The following is a 16,890-nucleotide window of genomic DNA, read 5'->3' on the forward strand; positions in this document are numbered from 1 at the left end:
ATGACTTATGCAGCGCCGCAAGTTGACTATTCCACTATGGAACCTGCTATTATGGACCAAGCTTGGTTCTTAGTATTTGTTGCTGTCCTTCTTGGATTGGGAGCAACAGTTGTTCTAGGAGCAGCAGTTTGGTGTATCGCAAACGGCAAGGGTAGCTTTACAGGAGCCGTTCAGTGGGAAAGTGGCTTAAAAGTCCAAATTGAATGTAAGTAGCTATACTTAGGATTCATCTTTTTACTTCTTAGATAAGACACCAGGGCTAAACCGTCTGTGGCGGGCGGTTTAGCCTGATCTGTTTTTAAAGAATATGCAGACACTTGGAGGTTATATGTTTACGATCGAGAATTTAACCAAGACGTATAAAAATAACGTGACTGCTGTCAATGATTTTCATTTAAAGATCGACCCTCATCAAATCGTTGCTGTTGCTGGACCGAATGGTTCGGGTAAAACAACAATGATTAACTGTATACTCGGCATTATTAAGCATACAGAAGGAAGGATTCACTTGCAGGACGTCCCAAATGATGAACCATCCTTTAAAAAACAAGTAGCCTATGTTCCAGATGACCTGCTGCTCCCTGAAGCATTGACTGGTGCTGAATATTTAGATTTTGTTTCTTCTATGTATGAATGTAAAACAATTCACAGAAGAAATCAACTAATTGAACTGTTTGATATGGACTCGGCTTTATCAAGACCGATCGAAACCTATTCACATGGAATGAAAAAAAAGACACAGCTGATTGCTGCATTTATGCTTGATAGTCAATTGGTGATCATGGATGAGCCCTTTAGAGGACTTGATATTGAAGCGGTTATAAACACAAAGAAACTGATGAAGCGGTATGCCGAGCACCATGGTGCGATCTTGCTTTCAACGCATGATATGCTTTCAGCGGAAGAGCTGTGCCATAAAATCGCCATTATTTCTAAAGGAAATAAAATGGATGAAGGGACGGTCTCAGCCTTAAAGGAGAAGTATCAATCAAGCACACTGGAACAGGTGTTTCTGAAAGCTTCAATGTTAAGTGATAGGGGTGCACATTTTGATGAAATCATTAATCATTTCTAAAATGATGCTTAAAATGTGGCAGCAGGAGATGTATAAGCTCTTTGATACTCAAACGAAGCGGATCATTGTGGTCTTATTCTTTTTGTTTGCCGTCACAATGGGAGCCATTATTGGATACAGCTTTACAGGTGTCTTTATGAAGGCTTTCTTAAATGGAGATGAACGTTCACTTGGATTACTTGTCGTGTCAATGGCGATCAATGCTTCTATTTTTACAAGCTTGTTATTCGTTTTGATCAAGGTCAGAACACCTGAACAAGACCGGTTTTCTATGCAGCTCAGCTGGTTCCCGCTCTCTACCTTTCAGAAAAGTTTTGGATACTTCATTCCGATGGTAACAGTGGTGGCAGGGCTTGTTTTATTTTTTATCGGCATCCTGCTTTTACCTAATTTTATTGCCCAGGGAATAGGTATTTTCTTTATCTTCACTTTCTTTTTGATGGTGCTTTTGCAGTCGCTTTTTGTCTTAATGCTGCTGCAGTTTATTTACAATATCACTTATTTGCTCGTTTTGAAATTAAGATTACCGTTGCAAAAATTTGCAGCGATATTTGTTTTATTGGCACTGGTTGTCACGTATGGATTGACGCACTTTGATATTAGCCAAATTCAGCAATCATATATTCAGTTTGATTATCATTTGATGTATTTGACAGCTCCGTTTTTCCTAGCGGCACAAGGAATGCCTCCTGAAGAGGTGAATTATGCCATCTTGATTCTGATCATCCTCTTATCGGCAGGCGGCGCATTTGTTTCTCTGGCGATGATGCCGATTATGGCAGAGAAAAAAGCGTTAACCTTTTTACACAAGCTGCCATTCTCTTCTTCAAAAAAGTGGTCACTTATTGTGAAGGAAATGAAATCACAGGTGCGAAATGAAGAAAATATTTTAAATTTTCTTATTCTCCTTATTGTGATCTTATTCGTTCGTTATCAGTTTGGATTCCGATTTGAAGAAGAAGCGTTTTTTGTTCTTTGCGCTCTTGCTGGATTAACAGCCTTCAATTCGTTTGGCAATGATAAACGAATGCTGGGCATGTATAAAACATTTGGTCTGAGATCGTGGGAAGTGGCTTTGTATAAGTTTATCGGCCTTCTGCTCGTAGGTGTACTGCAAATTGTTTTATTCATGCTGACAACGCTGACGCTTCCTGATCAGATTTGGCACGCATTGATTGGTGCCGCTGTGTTATGCAATGCGACTGCGCTCTTTTATATGGTAGGTATTTTACTTCCTCTTGATCGAAACAATCCCTATACAGGCATTTTTTCATTTGGAGCGCTTATTTTACTCATGATTCCGATTGTTTTTATTGGAAACTATGTCATAGGGGCGTCGAGTCAAACGCTTCAATGGCTGCTTGTGGCTGCATTTGAGGGTCTGCTCATCTTTGCCATATACAAAGGTTTTTCATGGAGGTATTCACATGATTCAACTTCTTAACAATAAGCTAAAGATTGAGCGGGTACCGGCACTAGCGCCGTATGTGACCTTACAAAAGAGGCATCTCACGGATACGCAGTATGGAAGCACCCTCCCGATCAATGAAAGTGCCTATCATATGTTAACGAAAGTGGACGGTAAAAGAACAGAAGCGAGTATTACCGCAGAGCTCGCCGATTTGTTTCAGGTCGATGAGTCGGTGATTGCTCGTGATTTTTATCAGCTGATGACGGGATTGAATCAGCATCACTTGCTGTCTATTCATTATCATTCACCATATCGGATTGTGACAGCGTGCTGCCAATTTTTCAAGCAGTATCAAGTCAAAATGAAGGAACGATTTGATTGTACTGGTCACTCGTTCCTTCACATTTTTGGGACGGCTTTGCTCATGGTGACACGTAAAATCATCTTTTTCTGGATGCTTTTCATGGTCATGGCAGGGATCGCTTTTTTATTCATTCCTGATCCGTCGATTGCAGCCATTGCGATTTATTTTACGATTATTTACTTCGGGTTAATTACCGGAACCGCCTTACATGAGGCGGCACATGGCTATGCGCATCGAAAATTTGCAGGACGGGATGGTCCTCAAGGCTTTTTTGCGAGTGACATGATGTCAGTGAAGTTTGTAAGGCCCGTATTAGATCCATTTCAGAAAAAGCAGGTATGGATTACGCTGCTTGGACCGCTTGTTCCCGGTGTGATTGGCGCAGCAGGCATCATTGTGACCATTTTATTTCTAAAAGAAAACCCGGTTTCGACAGCTTTTTTCATCTTTTCAATCACGTATTTTATTCAATTACTCTATCTTCTTCCGTTTATGGGGGATGGTAAGTCCATTATGAAGCAGCTATTGCTTGGGGGAATGGGAGGACAACGATCATGAACGTTCAGGCGATGAAACAAGGCGCGATAGTTGGTAGTTTTCTAGGATTCTTAGGCTTTCCGATGCTGACAATCGGTGTACTGTTCTATCATTTATTTCAATCAAAAACGAATGATGCTTTATTATTTAACAGTCTCGCTTTTGAGATGGAAGGCTCGTCCGCATTTACTTTTCAGATCAAGCCAAACTTTTTTATTTATATGATGGTGATTTTTGCTGTGAGTTTTCTCATTGTGGCATTCCTATCAGCCATGAAACAGAAAAAAGCAAAAGGTTAGGAGAATTCTCCTAACCTTTTTTTGTGTTACGACCAAATTTTAGTATAATAAGAAATAAAAAACATCAAAGGGGATCACAATGGTTAAAAAATGGAGCATTCTTTTATTCACAGTTTTTCTATTAGCAGGATGCGGCGAGAAGGCCAAAGAAACCACGACAACCGAAAAGACGGTTTCGACAATTAAAACAGAGTCTGCCACTAAAAACCAAGTAACCATCGAACAAATGAAACTCTCAAAAAAAGAAAAAAACTTACTAGAAGCAGCAACGACTAATGAAAAGGTGGCTCTGACACTGAAAGGATTAACGAAGAAGAATAAGAGTATTACGTTTATCGGGAGTCATTACAAAAATGGACGATTAGTGAATAAGGAAGCATCATCTGCTACCTTTACTTTACACCAGGATGGAACCGACCAAACGGTGAATGTACTTCTTCAATTACATCATGAGAAAGATACATATGAATCACAATTTAGTATTTGGTCAAATAAAAAGAATGATGGAATGACGAAAGCGACATCAAGCTTTCCGTTCAAAGTAAGTGACTATGTATTTTCTGCACAATCTGAAACTGTCAAAGTTGCTTCTGGAGGAAAGGCACTGATTGCGTATACAGCGGCAATGGGGAAGGATGGAAGTTCACCAATGCTTGAGGAAATTCAGAAGAATCCAAAGCAAGCGCTGAAAAATAAGTCACAGGCATACTTATTTTATATCCAGCTAGATAAATAACTATCGTAATATATACGGAGAATATGAAATTTTTTGACGAAAAATCTTCATATTCTCTTGACGAATTGTTAAGAAAGTTGTAACATAATAAAAGTCAACGCGATGACGTTGCTTTTAAAAGATTGATGCGGGTGTAGTTTAGTGGTAAAACCTCAGCCTTCCAAGCTGATGTCGTGAGTTCGATTCTCATCACCCGCTCCAATACATAATTTTGTTTATAACGCAGTATTTCGTTTCTTAGATAAACGAAGTGTTGCGTTTTTTATTATGTCAGTATAATGTGAAAAAGCACTGTCAGGCTACAGTGCTTTTTCAATGAGTTCATATTTGCTTTCTCCGCCATGTATTTGTACAAACATCTTCGTCAAGGATTGAATAAGAGCTTCACTCTTTTCCCGGGAAATAGATGGCGGGAAAAGGATGATTTGAAGAATGTTCTTTGTGTCTTGAGAAATTTTTGCTTTACTTGCTTGAGAAAATAATCCATTCAGTCCTGCGCTGTCCTGCCATTCGATGTGACCAGCCTCATGTTTTGCCAGTGAAAGCGGTCCTTTGATGCGATCGGCATCTAAAGTCAGGATAGGTAAGAAATATTTTAGTGAGAAAAATATCGACAAATCCTGTACGGAATTGGTCGAGTCAATAAATTGTTCCTTTTGGATGTTAGAAAGAAGTGGAAGGAAAGGAACGTCTTTTAAAATATCCGTCCATTCTTTGATGGCTGGTACTTCTTCTAAAACTTTATCTTCGTATTCAAAAAATAAAGATTCTTGAAACAGGCGTAAGCGGCCTTTTAACATTTGAGGTGATGTACCCACTTCAATATGCGAATATTCAATCTGTCCAACATGGATAGACGGGTTTTGAGGATGAGAAATTTCCATATGTATCTTCACAGTGACTCACTCCAATCGGTCATGATACACTCGTATTATACTGAAAACAACAGAAGAAACAAAGAAAGGAGGTTTGCAAGGTGATTCATGTTGGAGAATTAAAAGAAGAATTGATTCAATATGCGAAAGAAATTGGTGTCGATAAAATTCGATTTGCAAGTGCCGATACATTTGATTCATTAAAGGATCGCCTCATCTTACATGAATCGTTAGGGTATTTGTCAGGCTTTGAAGAACCTGACATTGAAAAACGGACAAACCCTTCTTTGCTTCTTCCGAAGGCCAAATCAATTGTTGCGATAGCGCTCGCGTATCCTTCCAAAATGAAAGATGCTCCTCGAAGTACAAAGGATGCGAGACGGGGGATTTTTTGCCGGGCTTCATGGGGAACGGATTATCATGTTGTGCTGAAAAAAAAGCTTGATATGCTCGAAGAATTTTTGCGAAGCAAACATGTTGATATACGGACAAAATCAATGGTGGATACAGGAGAATTGTCTGATCGTGCTGTAGCAGAACGTGCTGGCATTGGTTTTAGTGCAAAGAACTGTATGATTATCACGCCAGAGTTTGGATCTTATGTGTATTTGGCTGAAATGATCACAAATGTCCCATTTGAACCGGATGAGAAAATTGAAGATCAGTGCGGAACTTGTAATAAATGTGTGGATTCGTGTCCAACGGGTGCGCTGGTGAATCCAGGACAGCTGAATTCTCAGCGGTGTATTTCATTTTTAACGCAGACAAAAGGCTTTTTACCTGACGAATTTCGTTCGAAAATAGGGAATCGTTTGTACGGGTGTGATACATGTCAAACTGTCTGCCCGATCAATAAAGGAAAAGACTTTCATCTGCATCCTGAAATGGAGCCGGACCCTGAAATTGCGAAGCCGCTGTTAAAGCCACTTCTGACGATCAGCAATCGTGAGTTTAAGGAAAAATACGGTCATGTTTCAGGTTCATGGCGGGGGAAAAAGCCCATTCAGCGGAATGCGATTTTGGCACTCGCTCATTTTAAAGATACATCTGCCTTACCAGTATTAATTGAGCTGATGCACAAGGACCCAAGACCGGTCATTCGGGGAACGGCTGCATGGGCAATTGGCAAAATTGGCGATGATCAGCAGCTCCCAGAGCTGGAAAAGGCCCTTGAGCGGGAAAGTGATGAAGAAGCGAAAGAGGAGATTGTGAAAGGGATTGAGCTCCTGCAGACACCTTTAAATACTAAATAACATCCCTGTGAACATAGAATGAACCAAACAAAGATTTTAAAAAATGTTTGGTGGTGTCTGTGTGAAACAATTATTAGAGAAAACTTTAGAAGACAGGCTGGCGTATTTAATCAATGACCGTGCAATCAAACAGCCGCAGCTTATGTCTGATGTGGAAGCAGTAGAGCGGAAAAAAGAGCTTTTTGCTAGAAGACAGGTTGAGATTGTGAAGGCAAAAGCAAAAACAAAACTTCTCGATTCAGCTATTCAAGATGATGGGGCTCAGCATGTGCAGTACCTTGCTCATCTCACATATGTATGCAAGGATGTAGACGATTCTTTTTATTTAGAGGAACAGGTGGAAAAAAGAGAAGCATTTCTTTATAACAACATGCTTGTTAAGGATCGGATGATGTTAGAAGAGCGGCAAAGGGAAGAGCATTTGGATGAGCGCTTTCAGACCGAAGATCAATTCGGGAGAGCCTTTCATTATGACCGGCGGGCTGCCGTGAAGTATGCGGAGACATATTGGAATAAACGGAATCCAGCCTATAAAAACTTTGAAGATAACTGTACAAATTTTATTTCACAATGTTTGAAAGCAGGGAATGCGCCAACGAGAGGGTATCCGAACCGCGGGTCTGGCTGGTGGGTGCGTCCGCATACGTGGAGCTATAGCTGGACGGTGGCTCATTCGATGAAAAATTATTTAGCGAATTCAAAAGCGGGTTTGAGAGCAAAGAAACTCAAAGAAGCGCACGAGCTTCAAATTGGTGATGTCATTTGCTACGATTTTGAAGGTGATGGAAGGTATAATCATACAACCATTGTCGTTGATCATGACAAAGGCGGAATGCCTCTTGTGAATGCACAGACGTATGACTCCCGCATGCGTTATTGGTCATATGAGGATTCGACTGCCTATACACCTGCTATTCGATATATGTTTTTTCACATTTTGGACGATGCCGCGAAGGATAGTTAGTGGTATAATGTTGAGCGGAAAAGAAAATTAGAGGTGAACTTTCTTGGGACTTCATGTCGTTTTATATCAACCAGAGATTCCAGCTAATACTGGAAATATTGCGCGTACATGTGCAGCAACAAATACAACCCTTCATCTGATTCGTCCGCTTGGTTTTTCGACAGATGACAAAATGCTGAAGCGTGCAGGACTCGATTATTGGAAATATGCCAATGTGGTCTATCATGATTCACTTGATGAATTGTTTGAGGCACATCCGAAGGGGCAATTTTTCTATATCACTAAATTTGGTCAAAAGCCGCACACAACATTTGATTACTCTCAGCTGGATGAAGACTATTTCTTTGTGTTTGGAAGAGAGACAAGTGGATTGCCGAAAGATTTGATTGAACAAAATATGGACCGTTGTCTTCGTTTACCGATGACAGAGCATGTTCGTTCTCTGAATCTGTCGAATACGGCAGCCATTCTTGTATATGAGGCACTTCGCCAGCAGCAATATCGCGATCTCATATAAGATCATGATAAAAGCCGAGATACTGAACTCGGCTTTTTTATGTGAAATCACTTTTTTTGACATGTTGAAAATGAAAAGGATGTTCCGCAAATGGAACATCCTTTTTTTCATTTACCAGGCTTGCCTTCGTAGCCAGCAGTGAAAATGGATACTAAAAACGTAATGATGACGCCCATCATAATGACCGTTCTCATATAAGCTCCCCCTTATCCCTTTGTTCCGTTCGCTGCCTGTTTCATATGATGTGAAGTTCACCTTGAAAAGCAGGAGAAGAAAATCATTTTTCTCCTATTTTTCCTTTATTATGAAGGGTCTTGCGGATGGTTGTCAATTCAGTTTGCCAATTCGTCATTTTGAAGAACGAAAGCATGTAATAGGACGCCTCCGCATAGATTGTAAAACAGTATCTGATTTCTAGCTTCAATCTTGAAAGAGGAGGTTCATATGGATATTTTAAAGAAAATCGAACAGCACAGAGAAGAAGAGCAGCGTCTCAAATGGGAAGGCACATTCAGCGATTATTTAGACATTATTAAGGAAAATCCACTTGTCGCTCAATCTGCTCATTCTCGCGCTTATCATATGATTAAAGACAGCGGGATTGAAGAGGAGAATGGGGTCAGAACCTACAAATTTTTTGATCAGGAGCTGTTTGGGTTAGAGGAATCACTCGAAAGATTAGTAGAGGAATATTTTCACCCTGCTGCAAAGCGGCTAGACGTCAGGAAGCGTATTTTATTACTGATGGGACCAGTAAGCGGGGGGAAATCGACGCTTGTCACTAGATTGAAAAGAGGACTTGAAGAATATTCATTGACAGATCATGGCGCAGTTTATGCGATCAAAGGCTGCCCTATGCATGAAGATCCGCTTCATCTCATTCCGCAAAATCTGCGGGAGGATTTCTATAGAGAATATGGGATTCGTGTGCAGGGGAATTTGTCGCCTCTGAATATGATGAGACTGGAAGAGGAATATGGCGGCAGAATTGAGGATGTAAGGGTCGAGCGGATCTTCTTCTCTGAAGATAAACGGACCGGCATTGGTACCTTTAGTCCGTCTGATCCGAAATCTCAGGACATTGCCGATTTAACAGGCAGCATCGATTTTTCAACCATTGCTGAATTTGGATCAGAGTCAGATCCCCGCGCCTACCGCTTTGATGGAGAACTCAACAAAGCAAACCGAGGGATGATGGAGTTTCAGGAGATGTTAAAGTGTGATGAGAAATTTCTCTGGCACCTCCTGTCATTAACACAGGAAGGGAATTTTAAGGCAGGAAGATTCGCCTTGATTAGTGCAGATGAATTGATCGTCGCCCATACGAATGAAACCGAGTACCGGTCGTTTATTTCAAATAAAAAGAACGAGGCTTTGCATTCAAGAATTATTGTGATGCCAATTCCTTATAACTTAAAGGTCACAGAAGAAGAACGCATTTATCATAAAATGATTTCAGAAAGTGATGTCTCAGATGTGCATATTGCCCCGCATACGCTGAAGGTAGCAGCAATGTTCTCCATTTTGACGAGATTGAAAGAGCCGAAGCGTTCTGATATTGATTTGGTGAAAAAAATGCGTCTGTATGACGGAGAAAGTGTCGAAGGCTTCCAATCAGTCGACATTGATGAGATGAAAAAGGAATTTCATGACGAAGGGATGAGCGGAATTGATCCGCGGTATGTGATTAACCGAATTTCATCTACCATTATTCGAAAGAATATGGAATCGATCAATGCACTGGATGTTCTTCGCTCCTTAAAAGAAGGGCTTGATCAGCATCCGTCTATCTCCAGCGAGGACCGGGAGCGTTATTTGAATTTCATTTCAGTCGCGCGAAAAGAGTATGATGATATTGCGAAGAAGGAAGTGCAAAAGGCCTTTGTGTATTCCTATGAGGAGTCTGCGAAAACGCTGATGGATAATTACTTAGATAATGTCGAGGCATACTGCAATAAAAACAAGCTGCGTGATCCGTTAACGGGTGAAGAAATGAATCCTGATGAAAAGCTCATGCGTTCAATTGAAGAGCAGATCGGTATTTCTGAAAACGCCAAAAAAGCATTTAGAGAAGAAATTCTGATTCGTATTTCGGCCTATGCGAGAAAGGGAAAACGCTTTGATTATAATTCGCATGAGAGATTGCGGGAGGCCATTCAGAAGAAGCTGTTTGCTGATCTAAAAGATGTGGTGAAAATCACGACATCGACGAAGACACCGGATGAACAGCAGCTGAAGAAGGTCAATGAAGTAGTGGCTAGATTGATTGATGAGCATGGCTATAATTCAACAAGTGCAAATGAACTTTTAAAATATGTAGGCAGTCTTCTGAATCGTTAATAAATGAAGGAGGCATTATTGGCGCATCAGCACCGGTAATGTCTTTTTTAAAAATGAACGTCAACTTGGATGACGAGTAGCATACGATAAAGGAATCGATGGTTAGAAGAATTGTGCAAATAGGTGAGGAGGGGGATGGATGTCCCGGCAAGAAAAAAGTCAGTTTATTGTGTCTCAGGAAGACTGGTCCCTCCATCGAAAAGGCTATGACGACCAGCAGCGTCATCAGAAAAAAGTCAAAGAGGCGATTAAAAACAATTTGCCGGATCTTGTCACAGAAGAAAGCATCATCATGTCGAATGGAAAAGATGTTGTCAAAATTCCGATCCGTTCATTAGATGAATATAAAATTCGGTATAACTACGACAAAAATAAGCATGTGGGTCAAGGCGATGGTGATAGTGAGGTTGGCGATGTTGTTGCACGCGACGGCTCAGACAGTAAGCAGGGCCAAGGAAAGGGGCAGGGCGCTGGAGATCAAGCTGGTGAGGATTATTATGAAGCAGAAGTCTCATTAATGGATCTCGAGGAAGCACTGTTTCGTGAACTGGAGCTGCCAAACCTCATGCAAAAGGAGCTTGACGACATCATTGTCGAACAAATTGAGTTTAACGATATTCGCAAAACCGGGTTAACAGGAAATATCCACAAAAAACGAACGATGCTGTCGGCATTTAAACGAAATGCGATGACAGGCAGTCCTTCCTTTTATCCAATCTACCCAGAGGATATCAAGTATAAAACGTGGAATGAAGTGACCAAACCAGAGTCGAAAGCCGTCGTTTTGGCGATGATGGATACGAGCGGAAGTATGGGACTTTGGGAAAAATATATGGCGAGAAGTTTTTTCTTTTGGATGACACGTTTCTTACGGACAAAGTATGAGACGGTCGATATTGAATTTATTGCCCACCATACAGAGGCGAAGGTGGTAGACGAAGAACATTTCTTCTCACGGGGTGAGAGCGGGGGGACCATTTGCTCGTCTGTCTATCGAAAGGCACTAGAGCTCATAGACGAACGATACCCGCCGTCGCGATATAATATTTATCCTTTTCATTTTTCTGATGGTGACAATTTGACCTCAGACAACGCCCGGTGTGTGAAACTTGTTTCTGAGATCATGAAAAAAGCCAATTTATTCTGCTATGGTGAAGTCAATCAATACAACCGGCATTCTACGTTAATGTCAGCATATAAGCACATTCAGGATGAGAAATTTAAGCATTATATTTTGAAGCAAAAATCAGACGTTTTTCTCGCACTAAAAAAATTTTTTCAGCAGGAAGAAGTTCTTTCATAACGAGCACATTTGAAAAAACCTTTCAGCATAAGGGCTGAAAGGTTTTTTGTGTGGAGAAGGAAAGGATCGCCAAAAAAAAAGTAAAACTTTCTCTTTGACATTTCAATTTTCATTTATTAATATTTAATCTTGTTAAATATAAGTTTTTCAAAAAAGATGCCGATCGTCTTTTCTTCTTTTTCTGCTCTTTGCTCATAAGTGAACAATAAGTATAAATGGGCTGCACACCATGATAGGGGCGGGAGTAGATGAAGGGAAAAGGACAGATTGTTGAGCTTGTTTCATATTCTGTCAGATGATGGGCATTCTAAGTTTGCTAAAGCAGATGACACTATATTTTTATACATGAAAGGAGAAACAAAACATGAACAGAGGGCGTTTATTGCTAACGAACATTATTGGCCTTATTGTGATTCTTGCCATTATTGCCGGAGGTGCTTATTACTACTACGAAAGCACAAACTTTGTTAAAACAGACGAGGCAAAAGTGACAGGTGACATGTACCAAATTACAGCACCAGCAGCTGGACAAATCAAAGGCTGGGATATCAACGAAGGTGACGAAGTAGAAAAAGACAGCACAGTTGCAAAAGTTGAAGGACAAACAAAAACAAACATTAAAGCAGTGGCTGATGGCACATTAGTCAAAAAAGAAGTACAAAACAATCAACAAGTGCAGCCTGGTACAGTTCTTGGTGAAACAATTGATTTAAGCAAGCTTTACATTACAGCAAATATTAAAGAAACAGATATTAAAAACATTGAAAAAGGCGACAAAGTCGACATCGTTGTAGATGGAGATCCTGATACAACATTTGAAGGAACTGTTGAACAAATTGGTTATGCGACAAACTCAACATTCAATATGCTGCCAGCAACTAATTCAAGTGGCAACTATACAAAAGTAACGCAAAAAGTAGCAGTGAAAATTTCAATTAAAAACCCATCAGACAAAGTACTTCCAGGTATGAATGCTTCTGTCAAAATTTCATCTTAATGATGATTGATATCAAAAAATGAAAGGAGGTTGTCTGAGATGGCAAATCAACCTGCAGCGACAAAACAGGGAACAGGCTCCTTGTCTTTACTGATCATTTTAATGGCCGGTTTGTTCGTAGCGATTTTAAACCAAACGCTTTTGAACGTAGCCATGCCCCATTTAATGACAGAATTTAATGTGAGTGCAACGACGATTCAGTGGCTGACAACAGGCTACATGCTTGTCAACGGTGTGCTGATTCCGTTGTCTGCGTTTTTAATCACACGTTTTGGGCAGCGCAGCTTATTCCTAGTGGCTATGATCTCGTTTACACTAGGTACATTTATTTGCGGCATTGCGCCAAACTTTTCAACGATGCTTATCGGCCGTTTGATTCAGGCTGTCGGCGGCGGTATCTTACAGCCGCTTGTCATGACAACAATCCTTTTTATTTTCCCTCCGGAAAACAGAGGGAAAGGAATGGGGATTTTTGGTCTTGCGATGATGTTTGCTCCTGCAGTAGGACCAACATTATCTGGTTACATTATTGAACATTATTCTTGGCGTATTATGTTTTATGGACTTGTGCCAATCGGTGCGATTGTCATTATCGCGGCTTTCTTTATGTTTAAAAATATTGTAGAGCCTAAAAAAATCAAGCTGGACAGTCTTGGTGCAATTCTTTCAATCGTCGGTTTTGCCTCCCTTCTATACGGAGTGAGTGAAGCAGGAAGTGATGGTTGGACAGATCCGATCGTCTTATCTACGATTATTATTGGTGCGATTGCGATCATTCTCTTTATTTTCCAACAGTTGAAAGTTGATAATCCGATGCTTGATTTCCGCGTATTTAAATACAGCATTTTCTCATTATCAAGTGTCATTAACATCATTATTACGGTTGCCTTATATACGGGGATGTTCTTACTTCCGATTTATCTGCAAAACCTCGTTGGGTTTACGGCATTGCAATCTGGGCTATTAATGCTTCCAGGGGCACTTGCGATGCTCATTATGTCCCCGATTTCAGGAATCTTGTTTGATAAATTTGGACCTCGTCCGCTTGCCATAGTGGGGATGCTCATTACCGTTGTCACGACATATGAGTTTACAAAGCTGACCATTGATACTTCCTATAGTCACATAGTGCTCATGTATGCAGTACGTGCATTTGGTATGTCACTCTTGATGATGCCAGTTATGACAGCAGGGATGAACCAATTACCGCAGCACTTAAACAGCCATGGTACAGCGATGTCTAATACATTAAGACAAATTAGCGGTTCCATCGGTACGAGTTTGATCACAACGATTTATACGAATCGGACGACATTCCATTATTCCAATATGGCGGATCAAACAAATACAGCGGACCCGTTCTTTATGAATTCATTCCAGGCGGCTGTATCGAATGTGATGCATCATATGGGTATGACAGCAGAAGCTGCTCAAAAATATGTATCCACCCAGCTCTTTACGAAAGCACAGATTGATTCAAACGTGATGGGTATCAATGATGCTTATATGTGGGTGACATTATTCTGTGCGGCTGGTGTCATTCTCAGCTTGTTCCTGCGAGATGTTCGTAAGGATAAAAAGCGAAAAGAACAGCAGCATAAGAAACAAGAAATATCACTGCTTCCAGCACCTAAGGAAGCAAACCAAGATGCAAGATAAGTGTGGAGGGACCGTACATGAAAATTTATGTTGTATACGATAGTGAAGGTGACCATACAAAAGCACTTGCAGAAGCGATTGCAGCAGGCGCGGGTGAAACAGAGCAAGCTGAAGTATTCATTGATCACGTGAAAGATGCGGATATTCGCAAGCTTGATCAAATGGATGCGATCATTTGGGGCTGCCCTGGTCACTTTGGTACCATTAGTTCTGGGTTAAAGACATGGATTGACCGTCTCGGCTACTTATGGGCAGAAGGAAAACTAATCGATAAAGTCGGTGCTGTTTTCTGTACAACTGCTACAACACACGGCGGTTTAGAAATGACAATGCATAATTTGATCACACCAATGTTCCACCAAGGAATGCTTGTTGTCGGTCTTCCTGGAAATGTTCCAGAGAATGCTTTATACGGCTCTTACTATGGAGCTGGTGTGACATGTCCGATCGATTCAGATGAATTGATTTCGACTGAAGGCATTGAACTTGGAAAAGCACTAGGAAGACGTGTAGCATCAGTCACTGCATCATTTAAGCGATAAGGAGAGGGTTCTTTTGGCGACGATTATTGTAGCGTTAGTAGCTGCTGTTCTAGTCATTATTGGATTAGTAGCGTTCAATGTCAGACACGCATCAGCCGATAAGGAAGAGATCAAAGAAGATGTCTCCAAACAGCCTGACGTGCCGCATAGCGAGCCAGAAGCTGTGGCGAGACATGTAGAGCCTGAAGTTGAAAAAAAAGCGTCAGAGCCTTCTCAAACGGATGATGCTGCGTCTGGCGACGATTTCTATAGACAGGCGCTTCAAAAGTTTAAGCAGCCAGAACCACCTGTCAAAGAAGAAGAACCAGAGACAAAAATGAATGATGATATGTATCGTTCTGCATTGCAGAAGCTAAAGCAGAAGGACAAATAAAAAAGAGAACCTCTCATCAGGTTCTCTTTTTTTATGGTACAAAAAAACCGCCGGCAGAAGCCGGGCGGTTTTCCTTCACTCTATAAAGTGCTAAAAGAGCAGATGCTCTTAAATTACGCTTTGTTAACGTTAGCAGCTTGTGGTCCACGGTTACCTTCAACGATTTCGAAAGAAACTGATTGACCTTCTTCTAAAGTTTTGAAGCCTTCGCCTTGGATAGCAGAGAAGTGAACGAATACATCGTCTTGACCTTCTACTTCGATGAATCCGAAACCTTTTTCAGAGTTGAACCATTTTACTTTACCTTCTAACATGAAATTTCCTCCTAAAGCGATCTTAACGCTTAAATTCACTATTCTTGCTCTTACACAAACTTCAAAGACGAAAACTCTTTCAAAACTTTCTTCTTAAAGATGATACGAACAAAAATAATTACCTTTACTTTACCAGTGTTTGCGGGAAAAAACAACTGTTATACGAAAACTTTTTTAAAAATAATTAGTGCTAACAAATTGAGGAAAATGCCTATGTCAAATGGTCTTTTTTTCTCTCTGAAAAGCTCACTTGATTTCGGCCGGACTCCTTCGCTTTATAGAGCTCCTGATCAGCTATAATCGGTAATTGCTTGATGTCTGCACCAGTTCCATGAGAATAAGCACATCCAATTGATACCGTAGTGTGAATGGACAGACCGTTTTTTAAATAAATCGGCTGATCGGCTATTTTTTTTCGCAAGCGTTCTGCAATCTGCCATGTTTTTTCAATTGTACAATTTGGTAGAAAGACAGCGAATTCCTCACCGCCAATCCGCCCAATATAATCAGAGCTTCTTGTGTTTTTAATCAGCCTTGTACCGATTTCTTTTAAAACGATATCTCCCTCATGATGCCCATATTGATCATTGATGGTTTTGAAGTAGTCGATGTCTAGGTAAATAAGGGACATTTGATGGTAAGGCTGCTTCAGCTTCTTAGTAAAAGCATCACTTAATACCTCATCGAATTTCCGTTTATTTAGAACACCTGTTAAAAAGTCATAATGAGCTTGGAATTTATACAAATTTAACAGCTGATATGCTTTTGTTTGATGCTCAATGACATAAAAGTTAAACAATCCAGCAATATATGAGAAAATCCAATAAGTAGAATGCAGCTGAAATGATGTCTCATGCACGATCAAGATGAACAGGCTTGTGGCAACAACATTACCAATCGTAATGGATAACAGCATTTTCACAACATGATTCATATGACGCTCTGCAATCAAAAAAGAAGCGGCTGCGATAAACATCATGGAAAAAATATTGATGGAAGAAGCGATATTGGCTTCAATTAATAATCGGCCAATGATCACAACAAAAGCTGCAATCATTGTTTGGGCGATGCCTCCATAAAAGGCCGTTAAAATAAGGGGAATATGTCTTAAATCGATGATCGCTGGTCCTGTTTTAATAGAGAAGAACATTAAAAGGACACCGAGTAACCCAGAAAGCATGCCTTTGCATATTTGTCTGAGCAAGGTATCTTCTTTCTTTAGAAAATTCTCTTTAAACACAAGTATAAATAAGTAATGGAAAGTAACAAGAATTGTTAAATTAATAAAGAGGTCTCTTAGCAAATAGAATCACCTTTTTAAAATTACTAAA

At 40.4% G+C, this 16,890-nt stretch carries 18 protein-coding genes and 1 tRNA gene; 16 read left to right on the forward strand and 3 right to left on the reverse strand.

Going from position 1 to position 16,890, the window contains the following annotated elements; all coding sequences use genetic code 11:
- The 7 genes from NSS76_RS04610 (at position 1) to NSS76_RS04640 (ending at position 4,623) form a co-directional block, all read left to right on the forward strand.
- Positions 1 to 213, forward strand: coding sequence for a hypothetical protein (locus tag NSS76_RS04610; protein ID WP_012009371.1), 213 nt, complete (start codon positions 1 to 3; stop codon positions 211 to 213).
- A 115-nt stretch (positions 214 to 328) separates the two neighbouring features.
- Positions 329 to 1,075, forward strand: a complete 747-nt coding sequence (locus tag NSS76_RS04615; protein ID WP_025093295.1) for an ABC transporter ATP-binding protein — start codon at positions 329 to 331, stop codon at positions 1,073 to 1,075.
- Positions 1,053 to 2,519: a hypothetical protein gene (locus tag NSS76_RS04620; RefSeq protein ID WP_073204446.1), complete on the forward strand. Its 1,467-nt coding sequence runs from the start codon at positions 1,053 to 1,055 to the stop codon at positions 2,517 to 2,519. The genes NSS76_RS04615 and NSS76_RS04620 overlap by 23 nt, the downstream gene beginning before the upstream one ends.
- Positions 2,503 to 3,408, forward strand: a complete 906-nt coding sequence (locus NSS76_RS04625; protein WP_044333672.1) for a PqqD family protein — start codon at positions 2,503 to 2,505, stop codon at positions 3,406 to 3,408. Before NSS76_RS04620 ends, NSS76_RS04625 begins: the two co-directional genes overlap by 17 nt.
- Positions 3,405 to 3,686 (forward strand): hypothetical protein, encoded by a 282-nt coding sequence (locus NSS76_RS04630; RefSeq protein WP_024425332.1) that lies wholly within the window; start codon positions 3,405 to 3,407, stop codon positions 3,684 to 3,686. The genes NSS76_RS04625 and NSS76_RS04630 overlap by 4 nt, the downstream gene beginning before the upstream one ends.
- Before the next feature lie 79 nt (positions 3,687 to 3,765).
- Positions 3,766 to 4,422 (forward strand): hypothetical protein, encoded by a 657-nt coding sequence (locus tag NSS76_RS04635; RefSeq protein ID WP_073204448.1) that lies wholly within the window; start codon positions 3,766 to 3,768, stop codon positions 4,420 to 4,422.
- A 127-nt stretch (positions 4,423 to 4,549) separates the two neighbouring features.
- A tRNA-Gly gene (locus tag NSS76_RS04640) sits at positions 4,550 to 4,623 on the forward strand.
- 98 nt (positions 4,624 to 4,721) lie between these two features.
- On the opposite strand, the gene NSS76_RS04645 is transcribed toward NSS76_RS04640, so the two are convergent.
- The gene (locus tag NSS76_RS04645) at positions 4,722 to 5,318 is read right to left on the reverse strand and encodes a hypothetical protein (protein ID WP_225315577.1); all 597 of its coding nucleotides are present in this window, start codon (positions 5,316 to 5,318) and stop codon (positions 4,722 to 4,724) included.
- Between the two features lie 83 nt (positions 5,319 to 5,401).
- On the opposite strand from NSS76_RS04645, the gene queG reads away from it, so the two are divergent.
- The 9 genes from queG (at position 5,402) to NSS76_RS04690 (ending at position 15,245) form a co-directional block, all read left to right on the forward strand.
- Positions 5,402 to 6,550, forward strand: coding sequence for a tRNA epoxyqueuosine(34) reductase QueG (queG, locus tag NSS76_RS04650; RefSeq protein ID WP_024427417.1), 1,149 nt, complete (start codon positions 5,402 to 5,404; stop codon positions 6,548 to 6,550).
- A gap of 61 nt (positions 6,551 to 6,611) precedes the next feature.
- Entirely contained in the window at positions 6,612 to 7,514 is a 903-nt protein-coding gene (locus NSS76_RS04655) for an amidase domain-containing protein (RefSeq protein ID WP_073204454.1), read from the forward strand.
- A 43-nt stretch (positions 7,515 to 7,557) separates the two neighbouring features.
- Positions 7,558 to 8,031 carry a tRNA (uridine(34)/cytosine(34)/5-carboxymethylaminomethyluridine(34)-2'-O)-methyltransferase TrmL gene (gene trmL / locus NSS76_RS04660; protein ID WP_034282301.1) on the forward strand — a complete coding sequence of 158 codons (474 nt, stop codon included), beginning with the start codon at positions 7,558 to 7,560 and terminating at the stop codon, positions 8,029 to 8,031.
- A gap of 444 nt (positions 8,032 to 8,475) precedes the next feature.
- The gene (locus NSS76_RS04665; protein WP_341080992.1) at positions 8,476 to 10,371 is read left to right on the forward strand and encodes a PrkA family serine protein kinase; all 1,896 of its coding nucleotides are present in this window, start codon (positions 8,476 to 8,478) and stop codon (positions 10,369 to 10,371) included.
- 139 nt (positions 10,372 to 10,510) lie between these two features.
- A complete protein-coding gene (gene yhbH / locus NSS76_RS04670; RefSeq protein WP_341080994.1) occupies positions 10,511 to 11,674 on the forward strand; it encodes a sporulation protein YhbH in 1,164 nt (387 codons plus the stop codon).
- 364 nt (positions 11,675 to 12,038) lie between these two features.
- On the forward strand, positions 12,039 to 12,671 hold the full coding sequence (locus tag NSS76_RS04675) for an HlyD family efflux transporter periplasmic adaptor subunit (RefSeq protein ID WP_024425324.1): 633 nt from the start codon (positions 12,039 to 12,041) through the stop codon (positions 12,669 to 12,671).
- Between the two features lie 39 nt (positions 12,672 to 12,710).
- The gene (locus NSS76_RS04680; protein ID WP_024426617.1) at positions 12,711 to 14,330 is read left to right on the forward strand and encodes a DHA2 family efflux MFS transporter permease subunit; all 1,620 of its coding nucleotides are present in this window, start codon (positions 12,711 to 12,713) and stop codon (positions 14,328 to 14,330) included.
- A gap of 17 nt (positions 14,331 to 14,347) precedes the next feature.
- Positions 14,348 to 14,872 (forward strand): NAD(P)H-dependent oxidoreductase, encoded by a 525-nt coding sequence (locus tag NSS76_RS04685; protein ID WP_024425322.1) that lies wholly within the window; start codon positions 14,348 to 14,350, stop codon positions 14,870 to 14,872.
- 13 nt (positions 14,873 to 14,885) lie between these two features.
- Positions 14,886 to 15,245 (forward strand): hypothetical protein, encoded by a 360-nt coding sequence (locus NSS76_RS04690; protein WP_025093303.1) that lies wholly within the window; start codon positions 14,886 to 14,888, stop codon positions 15,243 to 15,245.
- A gap of 113 nt (positions 15,246 to 15,358) precedes the next feature.
- Here NSS76_RS04690 and cspB read toward each other — a convergent pair whose 3' ends face one another.
- Together cspB and NSS76_RS04700 are read right to left on the reverse strand one after the other, a co-directional pair.
- Entirely contained in the window at positions 15,359 to 15,559 is a 201-nt protein-coding gene (gene cspB, locus NSS76_RS04695; RefSeq protein ID WP_008349061.1) for a cold shock-like protein CspB, read from the reverse strand.
- Positions 15,560 to 15,770: 211 nt separating this feature from the next.
- Positions 15,771 to 16,862 carry a GGDEF domain-containing protein gene (locus NSS76_RS04700; protein WP_149125824.1) on the reverse strand — a complete coding sequence of 364 codons (1,092 nt, stop codon included), beginning with the start codon at positions 16,860 to 16,862 and terminating at the stop codon, positions 15,771 to 15,773.
- Between the last annotated feature and the right edge of the window lie 28 nt (positions 16,863 to 16,890).

This window comes from Bacillus sp. FSL R5-0654, from assembly GCF_038008745.1.
Taxonomy (GTDB): domain Bacteria; phylum Bacillota; class Bacilli; order Bacillales; family Bacillaceae; genus Bacillus; species Bacillus safensis.